General features: G+C 59.1%; 15 protein-coding genes and 1 tRNA gene. 1 reads left to right on the top strand and 15 read right to left on the bottom strand.

Annotation, left to right across the window (positions count from 1 at the left end; all coding sequences use genetic code 11):
- Positions 1–52: 52 nt before the first annotated feature.
- Positions 53–1,273 (bottom strand): AAA family ATPase, encoded by a 1,221-nt coding sequence (locus RGAI101_RS21165; protein ID WP_008229172.1) that lies wholly within the window; start codon positions 1,271–1,273, stop codon positions 53–55.
- 213 nt (positions 1,274–1,486) lie between these two features.
- Positions 1,487–2,821: a plasmid recombination protein gene (locus RGAI101_RS02570; RefSeq protein ID WP_008229058.1), complete on the bottom strand. Its 1,335-nt coding sequence runs from the start codon at positions 2,819–2,821 to the stop codon at positions 1,487–1,489.
- Between the two features lie 385 nt (positions 2,822–3,206).
- Between RGAI101_RS02570 and RGAI101_RS02565 the strand changes: the two genes are divergently transcribed.
- Positions 3,207–3,455, top strand: a complete 249-nt coding sequence (locus tag RGAI101_RS02565; RefSeq protein ID WP_157044612.1) for a hypothetical protein — start codon at positions 3,207–3,209, stop codon at positions 3,453–3,455.
- Here RGAI101_RS02565 and RGAI101_RS02560 read toward each other — a convergent pair.
- The 13 genes from RGAI101_RS02560 to RGAI101_RS02500 all read right to left on the bottom strand — a co-directional run bounded on the left by RGAI101_RS02560 (position 3,437) and on the right by RGAI101_RS02500 (position 17,279).
- Positions 3,437–4,711 (bottom strand): DUF6538 domain-containing protein, encoded by a 1,275-nt coding sequence (locus RGAI101_RS02560; protein WP_008227331.1) that lies wholly within the window; start codon positions 4,709–4,711, stop codon positions 3,437–3,439. The genes RGAI101_RS02565 and RGAI101_RS02560 overlap by 19 nt on opposite strands.
- Before the next feature lie 145 nt (positions 4,712–4,856).
- A tRNA-Ser gene (locus RGAI101_RS02555) sits at positions 4,857–4,946 on the bottom strand.
- 70 nt (positions 4,947–5,016) lie between these two features.
- Entirely contained in the window at positions 5,017–5,736 is a 720-nt protein-coding gene (locus tag RGAI101_RS02550) for an alanyl-tRNA editing protein (RefSeq protein WP_008228688.1), read from the bottom strand.
- On the bottom strand, positions 5,733–8,180 hold the full coding sequence (locus RGAI101_RS02545; protein ID WP_008228192.1) for a DUF3772 domain-containing protein: 2,448 nt from the start codon (positions 8,178–8,180) through the stop codon (positions 5,733–5,735). Before RGAI101_RS02545 ends, RGAI101_RS02550 begins: the two co-directional genes overlap by 4 nt.
- Positions 8,177–9,211, bottom strand: coding sequence for a cysteine synthase A (locus tag RGAI101_RS02540; RefSeq protein ID WP_008226359.1), 1,035 nt, complete (start codon positions 9,209–9,211; stop codon positions 8,177–8,179). Before RGAI101_RS02540 ends, RGAI101_RS02545 begins: the two co-directional genes overlap by 4 nt.
- Positions 9,212–9,225: 14 nt before the next feature.
- Positions 9,226–10,359 carry an NUDIX domain-containing protein gene (locus RGAI101_RS02535; protein WP_008225100.1) on the bottom strand — a complete coding sequence of 378 codons (1,134 nt, stop codon included), beginning with the start codon at positions 10,357–10,359 and terminating at the stop codon, positions 9,226–9,228.
- Between the two features lie 4 nt (positions 10,360–10,363).
- The gene (locus RGAI101_RS02530; protein WP_037227168.1) at positions 10,364–10,804 is read right to left on the bottom strand and encodes a TrgA family protein; all 441 of its coding nucleotides are present in this window, start codon (positions 10,802–10,804) and stop codon (positions 10,364–10,366) included.
- A 30-nt stretch (positions 10,805–10,834) separates the two neighbouring features.
- The gene (locus RGAI101_RS02525; RefSeq protein WP_008226383.1) at positions 10,835–12,043 is read right to left on the bottom strand and encodes an SAM-dependent methyltransferase; all 1,209 of its coding nucleotides are present in this window, start codon (positions 12,041–12,043) and stop codon (positions 10,835–10,837) included.
- 69 nt (positions 12,044–12,112) lie between these two features.
- On the bottom strand, positions 12,113–13,534 hold the full coding sequence (locus RGAI101_RS02520; RefSeq protein WP_083791992.1) for a cryptochrome/photolyase family protein: 1,422 nt from the start codon (positions 13,532–13,534) through the stop codon (positions 12,113–12,115).
- 57 nt (positions 13,535–13,591) lie between these two features.
- Complete coding sequence (locus RGAI101_RS02515; protein ID WP_037227165.1) at positions 13,592–14,815, bottom strand: aminotransferase class V-fold PLP-dependent enzyme; 1,224 nt, start codon at positions 14,813–14,815, stop codon at positions 13,592–13,594.
- Between the two features lie 116 nt (positions 14,816–14,931).
- Positions 14,932–15,924, bottom strand: coding sequence for an acryloyl-CoA reductase (gene acuI / locus RGAI101_RS02510; RefSeq protein WP_008227168.1), 993 nt, complete (start codon positions 15,922–15,924; stop codon positions 14,932–14,934).
- Positions 15,925–16,065: 141 nt separating this feature from the next.
- The gene (locus RGAI101_RS02505) at positions 16,066–16,575 is read right to left on the bottom strand and encodes a DinB family protein (RefSeq protein ID WP_157044611.1); all 510 of its coding nucleotides are present in this window, start codon (positions 16,573–16,575) and stop codon (positions 16,066–16,068) included.
- Positions 16,572–17,279: a DUF1326 domain-containing protein gene (locus RGAI101_RS02500; RefSeq protein WP_008226231.1), complete on the bottom strand. Its 708-nt coding sequence runs from the start codon at positions 17,277–17,279 to the stop codon at positions 16,572–16,574. The genes RGAI101_RS02505 and RGAI101_RS02500 overlap by 4 nt, the downstream gene beginning before the upstream one ends.
- Position 17,280 lies beyond the last annotated feature (1 nt).

The following is a 17,280-nucleotide window of genomic DNA, read 5'->3' as shown; positions in this document are numbered from 1 at the left end:
TCGACGACTATTTTGCCTACGAATGTTTCGAAATAACCTCCGACAATGTGCATCAATGCAGCACGGGTTCTTGAGCCATTGCAGCGGCTTCATCGATCAACTGCCGGATGCGCCGCAGCGATGGCGGTTGGCCGTTTGCTACCGCCGTCTCAACACGCGCGATCAAGCAGTCCATGACTTCATCATAGAGCCGACCTGCAGATTGTGTGCGAATCAGGTCGGCGAGGTCCTTTGGCCCAGGATAGCTGATGTGGAACACGCGGCAGCGGTCGAGGAGCGGTGCTGGGATGCCATCGCTTTCGTTGGCAGTCATGATCCAGCTGATCTGGCTCATGTTGTAAGTGCGGCGAGTGTAGGGGCATTCCCATGCCGTGGACGACGATGGCTCCAGCAGGCCGAGTAGCGCCTCCGGCAGCGAGACGCGCGAGCCTCCACTGGCCGTCATGGTGCCTGCCTTCTCGATTTCATCAACGATCATGACAGGGTTGGCGATCCCAGTCTTTGCGATCTCTTGCAGCGGGATGCCTGCTTGAGCCTTGCTCCAAGCCGGGTCAGAGCCCACGACGCTGAAGCTCGCGTTTGAGGCGGCGGCGTCAAGGGCTCGGATGGGCACACCGGACAGAGTCGCCAGCTTTCGCGCGTACGTCGACTTCCCGCAGCCGGGCGGGCCGATCAAAATCACAGGCGGTAGGTTCAACCACGTGTCTCCAGTGCTGTATTGTGTCCGCAGCGCCTTATAAGCCCATTTTGAGACGTCGGACATCCATGGCGCTGAGGCATGGAGCGCTGCGATCATTTCATCGAGGGCATGCATCGTCGGTGGGCCTGCCAAGGCGGGGTGCGAAGTGGCGAGGTTCTCGATTAGCTGCTGCACGTCCTCACGCTGGCCGTTCTTCTTTTGCGCCCGCTCATATTGGCGCACTTGGTCTTTGAACGCGTATTGGGCCGCATCGTAGACAAAGCTGACCTGCACGGCATCTCTGACCGCCGTGATAAACGCGGCATCAGGGTCTTCATGGACAAAGCCCAGAAAGTCGATCTGGTCTGGAGCGATCAAACCGCGCTCTTCGATGATAGAAGCCACGTTTGCCGTCATAATGCTGGTGAGTTCTTCTTCGACGCATTGTTCGACCATCTCTTTGGAGACAGCTCTGGACCACAGGAAGTCGGCCATGCCTTGGTCCTCTGCCGTTTGCAGAAGCTCCGCTTTCAGCTCATCGAGGTCGGGTCGTTTAGGGAGGAGTTCGGTGAAGTCTTTGAGGTAATGTGTCATCAGTCCATGCCTATTGAGGGCCATCTTTCGCGGCATCATCGGCAGAGCGGATCCGGGAATGTTTGGTAGGGACACACGTTGATCGGCCAGGCCGATCAGCCTGGTTTACAGCTTGGGCGCTGCGGTAATCTTTGGTGTGTGTATCAATGTCATGACACTTTTATCAGCGCTCTGGAGGTCGGTTTCAAGCCCATTTCGTTTTCAGAGGGGCACTTACCCCAGACCTGGCTCTTCTCCTGCGGGATCGTCTATGATCTCCTGCGCCTCGTTCTTCACCTCAGGCGGGAGGTCGTTGCGCGTCAGAAACGCTCTGATCCGACTGATCTGTTCGTCCAAGCGGAAGATCCGCGCGAACAGATTGCTTTCCACGAAGGCGATACGTTTGGCGAGCTTCACAATCTGTGCTCGCAGCTTCTGAGGCGTGCCCTTCAATGGCGTGGGGTCTTGCATCGTCGTCTTGCCCGTGTCCGGATCATAAACGAGCGTTTCGTTCTCTGCTTCGGTCAGAACGGCCTCGATTGCTTTTGCGCCCCGCTCATAGGTTTCTTTGGCGGCACGCACCGCATTCATCTGCGCTTGCACCTCTTGCCGTTCCGTCCTTACGGCCTGTTGCACAACCTCAATGGCCTCTGCCTTCTGCGCCATTGCCGCTTCCAACGCGACACGTCGCGCCTCCAGCTGCTCCATGTCCGCAGCCATCGCTGCCTGCTTCTTTTCCAACCGCTTGCTATACGTCTCTTTTCTTTTGATCTCTTTTTCCGTCAACACCGCCTTCGCCTCCAACGTTTGCAGGTGTCTTTGTGTCTTCGCCACTGATGCCTTCTGTTCATTGATCTCTTGGGACATGGTCGCGATCTCTGCCTCCAGCGCCGCCTTCTCTCGCGGCAGGTCCTGATGCAACTGCTTCACCGTCCGATGGAACGTGTCCGAATACTTGGCACCTGCTTCCAGCCGCGCTTGCTTCTTCTTGCCCCGTTCGATCTCCGGCGCGTAGCGTTGCATCACTTCCGCTGCCAGATCTTGCAGCGCCGACATATCGCCAAGGCGGGTGGCGTTGCTGATGGGCTCTCCGTCATCGTTGTACGCGCGCATCGTAAAATGCGCGTGGATCGCCGTTTCATCGAGATGCACCACCAGCGCTTCCAGTGATGTCTTTAACTTCGCTGCAATCTCTTGAGCCAGTTCCCGGAACGCGCGATCCTGCATCTCTACGGGCAACCGATTGAACACCTCCTGGGCCCGTTGTCCGAATGTCACGATACCAACAGTCACAACCGCAGCATTAGATTTAATCTTACGGGTCCGGCCTGCGCGCTTGCGCAAGGCCTCGTTCTCGCGCTGGATGTCCGGCAGTGGCCGCAGTTCCATCAGGTGCCGGTTCAGCTCGGTACGGTCTTCGTCGACATAGGCAGGCTGCTTGCCAATCCGGAAGTCGTGACGCCGTTGGAACTTCGCCTTGGCCATGGCCTTCGGTTGAATGCGCACGGAGACGGCATTGGGGTTGGCTGCGGCAGCATCTTCGGGGGTGTTTTGTTTGGTGTTTGTCATCGGGCAAGCATCCGTGCCCTTTATGAAAGTTCAAAACCTTTCCTGAATAAGGTATGTTTGTCATATACTTAATGAAGGATAGTCTGATCACACAACCTACTCGGCATAACTTGCGTTATCCCGATCCGGTGAAGGAGCGTTGCCCCTTTCGAAACCCCACCAAGGGACGCGTTGCTCCCTTTGGAAACCCTGAACCAAGGGCACCTTGGAACCGTTTTCAGCTGATCTGACCTGATATGTTTTCCACAATTATCGACATGCGTGCCCAAGTTTGCCCGAGATCGGAACGGCGTCCCTGTGCTATAAATAGGCACCCCACGGGCCTTGTCGGCCTTCACCCATCCTCGCCTTTTGTACCGCGTTTGCGCGGCCGGAGACCTATTGCTTGCAGCACGCCTCGCCTCATATCCCCCAGACAGCAAGACACGCTTCCGCGCCTCCTGCTGCTGATGTGTTGGAGGCGAGGATCGTCAAAGCTTTGGAGACCGTGGCGCTGCTTGTTGTGGAGGATGCCGTTTACATTCCGGTTTTCGAACGGCTGGAACAGGAACTGGCGGACATCAGATCACGGAACGACGTTATTGAGCGTGCTCGTCAGTTTCTTCCTGCCGAGCATCAAAACGCGATGCGCTGAACCATCTCGGCTTTGAATGCCAATCCACCGCCCTGACCGTAGCGCTCGCGATTCAGGCTGTGGCCCATCAAATCGCGGCGCACACGGTCATCCACACCAGCCCGCAACAGACGATCCTCAAAACTATGGCGCAACGAGTATACGACATGGTCGTCGCTCTCCATGAGGCCGTTGGCACGCAGGTATTTGTTCACTGTGGAGGACAGGCCTGCATCATTGTCACGGAAGGTCGGAAAGCCATTCGGGAAAGCGCGCATGACCTCAAGGCTGACCCCGACCAGCGGAATCACACGCTTCGAGTTCTTATTCTTAATCGCCCGCCCCGGCCGCGATCTGATAATGAGATGCGGAATGTCTGCATCCAAACAGAACTGATCCGGTGCCGCGCAAGCCGCCTCTGAGGGACGATACCCCGTATTGACCATACCGAGGAAGATGGCCCGCGCCTCCGGATCCAACCCCATCAGGGCGTTCGGAGCCAAGAGCTTTGTTCGGATCCAGTCATCACTGAACGGTGGACGCTCAGATTTCTCACCCTCTTTGAACGCGAGGCCATCCAGCGGCAGAACAAACCCCAGCCGCTTCATGCTGTTCACGGTCTTTAGAATGTCGCCGAGGTGGATCAAATCCTTGTTCGCGCTGTTTGCGGTAAGACCACCGATCTCGATCCGCTCCTGCCAATAGCCCCGAAACTCCAGCATATCATCGGCAGTGATGTGGTTCATCGGCTTATCGCCCACGACGCTCACAAAATTCCGGACAGCCTTCTTGCGCGGGTTCTCCCACCGCCGCTTCTGATCCTCGCTCTTGCCAAAGGTCTTGTCTTTAGCCAGCGTCCAATAAGTCTCCAGCGCCTGCGTGACAGTCAACGCCGGAGGCTGCTTTGCCCCCAGAACGGCTGCTGCCTCCACTAGGTCCGGCCTCTGGTCACGATTGGCAATCGTTTCAATCCGCTCCAGCAGCGTGTTGATCGGCAGCTGCACCACCTGATCCAGCGGCATGTAGCGCACGCCCTTGGCCGCTGCCAAATCCTGAACGGCCTCGAAGTGCTTTACCGCATCGTCGTCATGTCCAGACAACCGCGCTTTCCACGCCGCAACCTGTTCGTTCCAAACTGCGGGTGCTTTCTCACACGCAAGCCGCCGAGAATCCGTTTTCAGACTGATCCAGACCTCGGAGCGGGATTCGACCTGCTGAAACTCCACAGGCACGCGGCGGCGCAGGCACCACTGATTTCCTCGTTTGATCACAGACATAACACACCCCGCGACGGATCTGCCGTGTAGCAGATTGTGTAGCAATTTCGGGGTGTTCGATTGGCCCATACCGCACGCAAAACACCCTTTGAAGGGGTAAGTACGCGTAAAATATGAGGTTTCAAGTTTTCTTGAAAAATGGTCATGGCGGACAGACAGGGATTCGAACCCTGGAGACGGTCTCCCGCCTACACACTTTCCAGGCGTGCGCCTTCGACCACTCGGCCACCTGTCCGTAAGCGGGTGTTTAGCGTGAGCGGCGGTCCGGGTGCAAGGGGTAAAACGCCACAATTTCAACAAGGCGTCTAGCTGTCGAGATGGACGTAGATTCGACGGTTGTTGCGGCCCTTTTTCTCAATCTTGCCAAGGCGTAAGGCACCGATTTCACCGGTCCGCGCGATGTGGGTACCCCCGCAGGGTTGCAGGTCGATCCAGCTGGACTGGTCGCCGATCTGCACCAGACGCACGCGTTCAGCCGACTTGGGGGGCTTGACGGCCATGGTCTTGACCAACTCAGGCGCGGCATCAAGTTCGGCCTGCGTGATCCAGCGGTCGCTGACCCGCAAATCGGCCATCACGAAATTATTCAATGCGGTCTCTATGCCTTCCCGGTCGTCGGGCGCTTCGGGCATGTCGAAATCAAGCCGGCCTTGCCGGGCCGATATCTGCCCCCCCGTTACCCCGAACGGCACCACGACCGAAAGAAGATGCAGCATCGTATGTACCCGCATATGCCGGTGACGGCGGTCCCAATCGAGGGTTTGCGTGACGTGGGTGCCGATCCCCGGCAGCGGCAACGGTTCGGCAGGCACCAGCACGATCGCGTCGCCCTGCCCCTTTACCGTCGTGGCAATCGGCATGCGCTGGCCATCCCAGATCAGCCAGCCGCTGTCGCCCGGTTGCCCGCCACCCGTGGGATAGAAAATTGTGCTGTCCAGCACGATTCCACCTTCTTCGGTGATGGCTGTGACCCGTCCGGGCGCGTCGCGGTGGTAGGCATCTACAAGGTAAAGCTGGCGGGTCATGCAGTCGTGTCCGGATTATCTGCGGCCTGACCATCCGTATGCTCCGGCGTCAGGTTGTCCTTTGTTTCTACGGTCAGGGTATCTTTTGGCTGCGCCGTCTGGGTGTTGGGCGGCGTTTGCTGGAAATTCGGCCGCAACACTTCGGGATTGCGCAGCCAGATATCGCGCTGGGCGAATGGCACTTCGATGTTTTCCTTGGCGAAACGCTTGGCGATGGCATGGTTGATGTCGCTTTTGACGTTCATCATCCAGTTCACATCCCGCAAGAACGCGCGGATTTCGAATTCAAGCGCATCGGCCCCGAAATTCAGGAACAACACATTCGGCGCGGGATTGGCCAACACCATGGGCTGGGCTTCTACAATCTCGCGCAGGATGGCATCGACCTTATCTGTATCTGTGCCATAGGCGACGCCGACCGGCACCAGCACGCGCCCGACGGTATTGCCGCGGGTAAAGTTTGTGACGGTCCCGCTGACCAGATCGGCGTTGGGCACAATCACGTCGGTGCGGTCGAAAGTCTCGATCCGGGTCGAGCGGACCGAGATGTCGCGCACATAGCCGGATTTGCCGCCAACCTCGATCCAGTCGCCTTCGGAAATGGGGCGTTCAATCAACAAGATGATGCCCGAGACAAAGTTGCTTACGATATTTTGCAGACCGAAACCGATACCGACCGACAGCGCCCCCGCGACAATCGCAAGCGAGCTGAGGTCGATCCCTGCCCCGGTAATCGCTGCCAGCGCGGCAAGGAAAATGCCGACATATCCCAGCCCCGACAGCAAGGCATTCTGCCCGCCGATGTCGATCTTGGTTTTGGGCAGGACATTGCTGCGCAGCGTGCCTTGCAACAGGCGAGTGAGAATATAGCCCACCGCGAAGATAATCGCGAAAGTCAGCAGGTTGGTGGGCGAAATCCGGGTATCGCCAACGGCAAAGCCACGTGCGAATGCCGTCCAAAGTTCGGTCAGGTCCGCAACGCGCGCGCCCCAGATCAATGCCAGGACGGGCATCGCCAGCGCCAGCAGGATCAGTCCGAAGAACACCGGCAACAGCGCATCGCGCGCCGCGATGCCCTGCCCCGTGATCGCACCGTACACATCCGCCGAAAACCGCTGAAGCGCCATGACAAGGCCCAGGATGACAAGAGTGGTCACATACGGGCCCAGAATTGCATCGGCAAGGTCCTGATAGCCGAAGGCGAACAGCAACGGGCTGATAAGCGCCACCGCCATCGCTCCAAGCCCAAGGCTGCGCACGAACCGCGCATGGGTGGAACTGCGCGTCGGCAAGTCGGCGTCAGCATCGTCTTCCTGCTCATCCGTGTAGCTGTGCAAAATCTGCCCGATGCGAAACAGTGCAAAGCTGATCAGAACCGCAAATGGAAACCCGACCACGGCACGGGTGGCCGCCGTGGGCGTATCGAATTCAAGAACTTTCGAGGTCACGATCGACACGATCATCACGATGGTGATGCCGCTGACGTAGAAACGCGCCTTGCGCCGTTGGTCATCCGACAACAGCAACAGGGCTTCTTCATCCTCGCGGGCGAAAACCCGCTCTGACACCCAGCGAAAGCCAAGAGTCAGAATTCCGATGATCGGGAGCAAGCTGATGACTTCGGTGCTGCGCACCCCCAGATAGCCCGTTCTGCCGGCAGCAATGACCAGCAGCAACACACCGCCCAGTGGCAAAAGAATTCGCAAAAGCGATACGACAAAGCGCCAGATGCCCAGTCCGCGGGCCTGATGCCGACGCAGGCTATTCACGATCATCACGGCCCAGCGGCGTCCCCGAAACAGCAAAAGCAGACCCAGGACCGTTGAGAAAGCGACCAGCGGCAGGTTGGCGCGCAGCTTGTCAAACTGCTGCTCTTTGCTGTCCTCGCCCCCGTCCACCCAGATGGCCGCATAGGATTGCTTTACCTCGCGCAGCGCCGGAGCCCAGTGAACGGGGTTCAGGGGCGACGGTGTGGTGGTCAGCAGCTTTTCGGTCTGCCGGTCGCGGATGATCTGATCGATTTCGCGGATCAGCCCGTCCGCGCGCAAATAATCCCGTTCGGCGATCTGAACCGGAGCGAGCAAGGCGTTCAACTGCTGGTTCAGGTCAGCGCGGGTCTGTGCAACCTCGGGCGCTTCGGGTTCGGCATTTTCGCCCTCGGGGGGCGGGGAAAGTGCGGCAATCTGTTCACGCAGCGTTGCGATCCGTTCGGCATTTACACCGCGCGCCGCATCAAAATCCGACCGGAAATCAGCAATCCGCTTGCGCAGATTCTCCAACACGTCATCCGTGCCGGACCCGTCGTCCACCACGGCCTCGGCACGGGTGGCGACGTTTTCCCACACCTCGATCGTTGGGCTGGTTTCGCCTTGGGCGGCCAGCGGCCCGGCCAGAATGAGCGCCAGGAAAAGCCCTGCCAGGACGGCCCTGAACTTACGGATCATTGGTCCTCGAACACGCCTGGGATCGACATCGGCGCACGTTCCAGCCAGCTTGGGGTCGGCAGGCCTTTTTCGCGCAGGAAATCGGGGTTGAACAGCTTGGACTGATAGCGTGTGCCGAAATCGCACAGAATGGTGACGATGGTATGGCCCGGTCCCATGTCGCGGGCCAACCGGATCGCACCAGCCACATTCACGCCAGACGACGCACCAAGGCACAGACCTTCGTGTTGCAGCAGGTCAAAGATGATCGGCAGCGCCTCGCTGTCGTGGACGTTATAGCTGAAATCGGGAGTGAAGCCTTCAAGGTTCTTGGTGATCCGCACCTGACCGATGCCTTCGGCGATGGAACTGCCTTCGGCAGCAAGCTCGCCCGTGGTGTAATAGCTGTGCAAGGCTGCACCATCCGGGTCAGCCAAGGCGATCTTGACCCCCTTGGGTTGCAGCGCCATGCCGATGCCCGCAAGTGTCCCGCCTGACCCGACGGCACAGCAAAAGCCGTCGACCTTGCCATCGGTCTGTTCCCAAATCTCTGGGCCGGTGGTTTCGATATGGGCCTGACGGTTTGCGACATTGTCAAACTGGTTGGCCCAGATCACACCTTCGTTGGTGCTGCGCGCCAGTTCATTGGCCAGCCGCTCGGAATAGCGGACGAAGTTGTTGGGGTTGCGGTACGGTGCAGCAGGCACCTGCACCAGCTCCGCCCCGGCAAGGCGCAGCATGTCTTTCTTTTCCTGGCTTTGGGTCTCGGGAATGACGATCACGGTCTTGAACCCCATGGAGGCCCCGACCAGCGCCAGACCGATCCCCGTGTTGCCAGCCGTGCCTTCGACGATTGTACCGCCCGGTTTCAGCGTGCCCTTGGCGATCGCATCACGGATGATGAACAGCGCCGCGCGGTCCTTGACCGACTGGCCGGGGTTCATGAATTCCGCCTTGCCATAAATCTCGCAACCGGTGTCTTCGCTCGCCTTGCGCAGACGGATAAGGGGGGTGTTGCCGATGGCATGCGCCAGATCAGATGCGACGTGCATGGGATGCTCCTAAATCAAGTTGCCTCTGGTGTAGCGATGGGCGCGCCCAATCTCAAGCGGTCGCGGTGCCGGGCAAGCCAATAGGCAGCAATCACCAGCGGCGAATTGGCGGCTTGCAGCGCATCGACCATCTGCATCAACGCATCGAAAGACATCAAATGCGACCGGATGTCTTCATCTTCGGTCTCAAGACCGCCAATGCCCGTCGCTCTGTCCGGCAGATCGGCAAGTCCGATGTAGATGTAGAAAAATTCGGTCGAACAGCCTGGCGAAGCATAGACTTCTGCCACCTTTTCAAGGGATTGCAGCGCGATGCCGGCCTCTTCCATGCTTTCCCTGTGGGCGGTCTGTTCAGGTGTCTCACCCGGGTCGACACGGCCCGCGATGGGTTCAAACTGCCAAAGCGCACGATCGCCACGGGCCACCGGCCCCATGCGCATCTGCTCTACCAGCATCACGCGGTCGCGCACCGGATCATAAGGCAGCACCAGCGCCGCATCCGAGGCCAGAAACACCGCGCGCTCCAACACGTCGGACATCGACCCGTCAAAGCGTTCATGGCTGAGGTGATATTCGTTCAACGCAAAGTAGTTCGTGTAGACGCGGTTGATGCGGGCGATGTCCACCTTGCCGTGCAATGTCCCTTGCCCCTGTGTCGACTGCGCCGCATTCACCATTGAGGCCGCGCGCATCCGGATCATCGGGAACATCCGCGCAACCTGTGCGGCGCTGTACCTGCCAAGATAATCCATGACCTCGCGGGCAGCAAAACAGCTAAGCGCGCCCCAATCGGCCTCCCACTGCTGCAAATCCCACGCGGTTTTCGGGGTCCACAGCCCCTCTTGCGGGAAATAGACCTGCGCGGTTTCGCCGCTTTGCAGCGTCACATCACGCAGATCATAGGCGAAACTGCCTTCGTAAAAATTCAGCCGTTCGATATCCTGCGGGCTCAACCCTTTGACCAGCACCCCTTCGGCAAACGCACCGGCCTGCGGCACAATGCACGGAAAAGGCCCCTCGGCCACGGCAAGAACCGCGTGGTCTGGCAGGACATCAGGCGTCACGTCGATGTCGTCCGCGGGACGGCCAAGCACAATCTCAAGTAGCGGCAGATGCCGCAGCGTTCCGTAAAAAAACAGGGATATCATCAGGTTATGGCCATCTCTTCTTGGCGCAGTTGGTCAGGAGACCGCTGAGAACGCCCCCGACGACAACCGTAACTGCAATCGGCACGGTGGCCATGATAAGGAGATACTCTCCGGCAAAGCTGACCACAGCAATAAACGCCTCGCCCAGACCATCATATTGTCTGCGCAAGGCGCGTTTCAGCATCTCGAGCATGGCTTGCGTGAATACCCCCCAAAGGATCAGCACGAACGCCCCCGTAAGGCCGTTACTGATCCCCTTGGCGATGCCGCCGCCCGCACGCGGGCCCATCACGGTCCAGCCCGCAAGCGCGCCAAGGGCCATGTTGATCGGTACAAAATACCCAAACTGCGTGGTTTCAGGCATCAGCGGAATGATCATGTACGACAACACAAAAGCGAGAACCGACAAACACAACGCAGCCATAAACTTTGAACCAGTCGGCATCGCGAGGCTCCTTAGATCACGTGAGGCCCTTTAGACGGGGCGAGTCACCGTAATCTGTGTCACATCGCAATTGCCGCTGTCAAAGGTTGAAGCGCATGAGGTCAGATAGAAATTCCACATCCGTTTGAACCGCTCGTCAAACCCCATCGCGGCAATCTCTTCCCACTTATCGTTAAAGCTTTCGTGCCAGCGGCGCAGCGTCAGATCGTAGCTTTTGCCGAATTCAATGGATTTCACGACCGCAAGTCCGGCTTTTTCAACCTGCTCGCGCAAGGCCCCCGGGCTGGCCAGCATGCCCCCCGGAAAGATGTACTTCTGAATGAAATCAACGCCGCGCTTGTAAGTCTTCCAGCGGCGGTCCGGTACGGTGATGATCTGCAATGTCGCCGACTTGCCGGGCTTGAGGCGATCACGAACGGTGTTGAAATAGGACGGCCAGTATTTTTCACCCACGGCCTCGAACATCTCGATGCTGGCAATACCGTCATAGACGCCGGTTTCGTCGCGATAATCTTGCAGCTTGAACTCCACCATATCGGAAAGACCAGCCTTTTCAATGCGTTCCTTGGCATAGTTAAACTGTTCCTTGCTGATGGTCAGGCATGTCACTTTCAACCCGCGTTCCTTTGCGGCGTATTCAGCAAACCCGCCCCATCCGCAGCCGATCTCTAGCACGTGATCACCGGCGACAACGCCCATCTGATCGACCATTGAAGCATATTTCGCGGTTTGCGCCGCCTCGAGCGATTGCTGCGCGCCATCTTCGAACAAGGCACTTGAATAGGTCATCGTCTCGTCAAGCCACAGCTTGTAGAAATCGTTGCCCAGATCATAATGATAGCTGATGTTCTTCACGGCCTGTTTTTTGCTGTTGCTTTGCAGCCAGAAGCGCAGCGCCTCGTATTTTCGGATCAATCCCATACCCGGAAATGAATCGTAGATATCCTCATTGGCATGGGCCACATCCATGAAGGCTTGCAGGTCAGGCGTGCTCCACCATTCGTCCAGATAGGCGTCACTGAAGCCCAGGTCGCCTTCGCGGATCAGGCGGGCAAACAGATCATCGTTGTGAATGTGCAGTTCGGCCACTGGCAGCGGGTTCTTGCCCGTCGCCCGAAAGCGCCGCCCGTCAGGCAGGACAAAATCGACCCGTCCGTTTTCCATCGCCTGGGCCGTCGCAAACACGCGCGCAAAATATCTGGGAAGACCTTTTTGGCCTTCGGTTGTGGTCAAAATCATCTGGACTCCTGTGCGCGGATCTTCTGCGCGAATTTAAACTTTATGCCGTGCAGCCACGTATCACAAATGTTAAAAGTTTCGGTTCTTGTAGTTTTCCAACGCCCTTTCGCGGCCTTCGTCCAGCGCGACGATCCTGTCAGGATAATCGTCGCTTGCCGACAGGTTCCAGCGCTTCGGAATTGCGTCGAAAAACCGCAATGCATCCGCATGCGGGTTGGCCCGCCCTTCTGCGATCCAACGGCTGGTGTAGTCACGGTTCTTGTCGAACTTATCCAGCTGTGTCGCTGGATTGAACACGCGGAAATAAGGGGTCGCGTCCGGTCCGGACCCTGCCGCCCATTGCCACCCCATCGCGTTGCTGGCCGGGTCCCAGTCTATCAGGCAGTCTTCGAACCATTTCTGGCCGATACGCCAATGGCACATCAGATGCTTGGTCAGATAACTCGCCACGATCATGCGGCCGCGGTTGTGCATCCGCCCCGTGACGTAAAGTTCGCGCATGGCGGCATCCACGAACGGCTCGCCGGTGCGGCCGTGTTTCCACGCTTTCACTTCGGCAAGGCGTTCATCTTCGTTCCAAGGAAAGGCCTGCCATTCTTCGCGCCAGTTATCCGTCAGGATGCGCGGCGAATGATGCATCAGATGATAGGCAAACTCGCGCCAGACCAGTTCTTTCAGGAACGTTTCGGCCCCCTGCTTGCCATCATGCAGTGCGCGTTGTCCCGCGTGCCAGCACTGGTGCGGGCTGATTTCCCCAAGCGCCAGGTTTTCCGACAGGTTCGACGTGCCATCCACCCCCGGCAAATCACGGTTCGCCTTATAGTCTGCCACCCCATGTGCCATGAATGCGCCCAACCGCGATTGCGCCGACTTCTCGCCCAGTTGCACGAAGGGGCGCACGACATCCGCGCCACGCTGCATCGCGCCGCCCATGGTCCATTCCGCAAGGTCATCGCTGCGCGGCCATGTATCCGGTGCCGTCAGATTTTTCGGTGCCGAAAGCGGCGCATCGACGCCCGTGTTCTTCACCGCATTCCAGAACGGCGTATAGACTTTGTAATTCCCGCCTGTCTTCGTCTCGACGGTCCAGGGTTCAAACATCAAATGCCCGCCGAAAGAGCGCGCCTCGACGTCGGCGCCTTTAAGCGCCTCCTTGATGTCAGCGTCCCGCGCGGTGGCTTGCGGATCATAAAGGCGCGACCAATAGACCGCCCCTGCCCCTGTTTCCTTGATCAGGTCTTGCAACACCTCCAGCGCATCACCCTTGCGCAGGATCAGACGGCTGGATTTTTCGCGCAATGCATCGTCGAAAGCACCGATCCCAAGGCCAAGACGCCATTTCGGGGCCGCCCCCAGACCGGCCACGGCATCATCACGGATGAACACCGGGATCACCGGTCGGCCTGTTTGCGCAGCCGCACTCAGGGCTGGATGATCGGTCAGTCGCAGATCACGACGGAACCACATAAGGATCGCAGATTTTTCGGACACTGTTAACTTCTCTTTAGGATCCGGGTGAAGGTAGCGCACCCCCTCCAAGTTCAAGGGCTAAAGAACATCTTCCAAAGCGTTAAGAAGCTGATCTACCTCGGCTTTGGTGGTGTAATGCGTAAAGCTCAGCCGCAAGACGCCGTCATCAGGGTCAACACCCATGCCCTTCAGCGCGCGCCCCGCATAAAAATCGCCGCCCCCCGCCATGATGCCATGCCACGCCAGCTGCGCCGCGACGGTTTCTGCCGGACGGTTCAGGGCGACGGCCACGGTCGGTGCGCGGCCCTGCGCGGTTGTTGGCCCCAACAGGCGCACGGAATTACGCGCACTTAGCGCATCCAGCACAGGCTGGAGCAACCGGGCCTCATGGGTCCGCATCAGGTCATGCACCGCCTTCCCGCGTGCCGCCGGTTCAACATCTTCGTCAAAATGGTGCGCATAAAGCGTATCGACATAATCGGCCATCCCGGCACAGGCCGCCACTTGCGCGTGATCGGGGCCCGCCGGGGTAAAGCGTTTATACAGCGTGCATCCGTTGAAATGATGCCCCTGATTGGGCAGGAATTCAGCCATCTGACGCCGGACCACCATCAGCCCCTGGTGCGGACCGTAGGTTTTATAGGCCGAAAACAGATAGATGTCCGGCCCCATCGCGCCCACATCCGGAAAACCATGCGGCGCATAGGAGACGCCGTCAACGCAGACATACGCCCCCGCAGCATGGGCAAGCGCCGTGATCTCGACCACCGGGTTGATTTCGCCCACCACGTTGGAACAATGCGGAAAACACACCAGCCGCACCTTGTCGTCCAGCAACTCTTCAAGCGCGCTGATCTCAAGCCGCCCCGTCTCGGGATCAATCCGCCATTCCCGCACATCGATCTCGCTTTCGATCAGCCGCCGCCACGGGCCCGTATTGGCCTCGTGATCCTGGTTGGTGACGATGATCGCGTCGCCAGGTTGCAGCTTTTGCCGAAAGGCCTGCGCAAGAACATAGGTATTTTGCGTGGTCGACGGCCCGAACGACAGCTCGTCCCCCTCCACGCCCAGGATCGCGGCCATCCGTGCGCGCGCCTCGTCCATCTCGGCCCCGCCCAGCTGGCTGGCACCATAGGGCGCATAGGGCTGCACCTTGCGCTGGGTGTAAAAGCGGGTCAGCCGGTCAATGACGGCTCTACAGGTATAGGACCCGCCCGCATTTTCGAAGAATGCCTGACCTTGCAGGCTGGGTTCGGAAAAAGCGGGGAATTGGTCGCGGACAAAATCAATATCTAGCTGCATTATCAAATCCTTGGAAGCATCGCCCAACCGTCGGGCCAGTTGACGCAAAGGTCAAGACGCGAAAACCGGCGCAGGATCACCGCGCCGGTTTCATGTGTCAGGGTTCGCCCGCAGTCCTAGCCGTTTACATCAACCACAACGCGACCGCGCACCTGACCTTTCAGGATGTCCTTGCCCAGTTGCGGCAGGTCCTTGAGCGTTGCGGGCACGACCATATCCTCAAGCTTGGCCATCGGCAGGTCAGATGCCACACGTTTCCAGGCCCGCAGACGGTTTTCATAGGGTTGCATCACTGAATCGATGCCCAGCAAATTCACACCGCGCAACAAGAACGGGATGACGGTCGCAGGCAGGTTCGCGCCCCCCGCCAGACCGACCGCCGCAACCGATGCACCGTATTTCATCTGCCCCAAGACCCGCGCCAGCATCTCGCCGCCGACGGCATCAATGCATCCTGCCCAGGTTTCCCCTTCCAACGGACGCTTGACGGTCTCGTTGATCTCTTCGCGCGCGACGATCTGCGTCGCGCCCAGCGACTTCAGGTAGTCCGCTGTTTCCGGCCGCCCGGTGACACCGGCAACCTCGTGACCCAAGGCCGCCAGAATGGCGACAGCGACCGACCCGACACCGCCTGCAGCGCCGGTCACCAGCACCGGCCCCTGACCCACTTTCAGCCCGTGATCCTCCAGCGCTATCACCGCCAACATCGCGGTGAAGCCGGCAGTGCCGACCGCCATCGCCTGACGGGTATCAAGGCCCTCCGGCAGCGGCACAAGCCAATCGGCCTTGACCCGTGCCTTTTGGGCATATCCGCCCCAATGCGCCTCGCCGACCCGCCAGCCGGTCAAAACGACCTTGTCACCGGGCTTGTAACGATCATCCTCCGACGCCTCGACCGTACCGGCAAAATCAATGCCGGGAATATGCGGGTACTTCCGCACCAGACCGCCGCCCGGCCCGATGCACAAACCGTCCTTGTAGTTCACCGTCGAATACTCGACCGCGACCGTCACATCGCCCGCAGGCAACTGGTCCAAGTCGATCTGCGTCACCGCCGCAGAGGTCTTGCCGCTTTCTTCATCCTTGGTCACCATCAACGCATCAAACATAGTCTCTCCTATCCGGGTGCCCTCAAGCCCCCACTTCATTTTGCCAACTAAACTCCGGGGCGCCCGAGGGGCTGGCCCCTCGGTCCCCAAACTCTCAATCTCGTGCAGCCCGACCGAGTGCGGACTGTTCCCAAATCGGATTCATGTCGTTTCCGGCATGTAGACGATATCGCTCACCGGGGCCTCCTGACCCGCCGCAGTCACCATCGCGTGGATCTGGCCCCGATGATGGGTCTGGTGATTGAACAACTGGATCACCGCGATCCCGCGCGGCACGGTACAGGCTTTTCCGCCGCTCGCCGGGACGCATTGCAGGTCGCCCAAAAGGTCAAGTTCGCGCAGCGCTTCCGCCCAATGCCTGATCTTGCCATCGATCCGGTGCCGGTCCGCCGCCCAGGCACGGGCGTCCTTGTGGAATTTCGGCCATTTGTCGAATGCCTCGAAAGGCGGCTGCACAGACGGATCGAACCGCGACAGCCACAGCATATCGCCGCACAGCAGGTAGTTCGCCGTACCTAGGATCGACCCGAAGAACGCGCCGCGATCCATGGTCAACTCGGCCGTCGGCATGTCCAGCAAGACCGGCATCAACTGGTCATTCTGCCAGCTGTTGTAGCGCGCCATCGTGCGAACATAACCGACATTTATCACGGGTTGGGTCCCTGCCAGTTGATCGGGCAAATCTCGGCCGACTTGCCGCCGAAATCCCAGACGCGGCCGTAATCGCGCACTTTTGACTTAAGGCCTTTGGCCGCAATGATGTCCGGCCCCATCCAGTATTTCGAATTCGAGATCATCACAGGATGATCCGGCGACTTGCCCGCGATCATCTCGATCTCGCCCGCGATCTTGCGACCGATCTGGATTGACCGTTTGGAGCCATCGCGGATGATCTTTACAGGCGCGCGTTCGGCCCCGATGATCTCGGACACCAGCATGGTGAAAAGGCCCGTGGTCCCGCCAGCCGCGCCCGAAAAAATCTGCAGCAGCCCGTGATAGGCCTTGCCGCTGGCGTTCTCATCGACGTAAGCGGCAACCTTCCAGTTGCCTTCCCCCATGCGGCCTGGAATATCGACCAGCAGGCCGACGTTCAGGCCTGACAGGTCTTCGCCTTCGTAGTGCCCTTCGTCGATGGCGATGGCCATCCACGCGTGGCAATGCCCTTCGGTGGGCGGATGCGCCCCAAGGCTGACCACGCAGGGGCAGAACATCTCGCAAGAGCAATTCAGGAAAAGTTCGCCCTTGATCTGCCAGTTTGTCGGCGTCGCCTCGCGGCGTTTGGGGTTGGGCATCCGTTGGTCAATGCGCTGACTGATCGGCAAGCGATCTGCATCGGGTCGTTTGTTCGTGGCCATC

Source organism: Roseobacter sp. GAI101, assembly GCF_000156335.1.
Classification (GTDB): domain Bacteria; phylum Pseudomonadota; class Alphaproteobacteria; order Rhodobacterales; family Rhodobacteraceae; genus Sulfitobacter.
The sequence above is the reverse complement of the archived record's forward strand: the minus strand, read 5'-3'. Positions and strand labels throughout refer to the sequence as shown.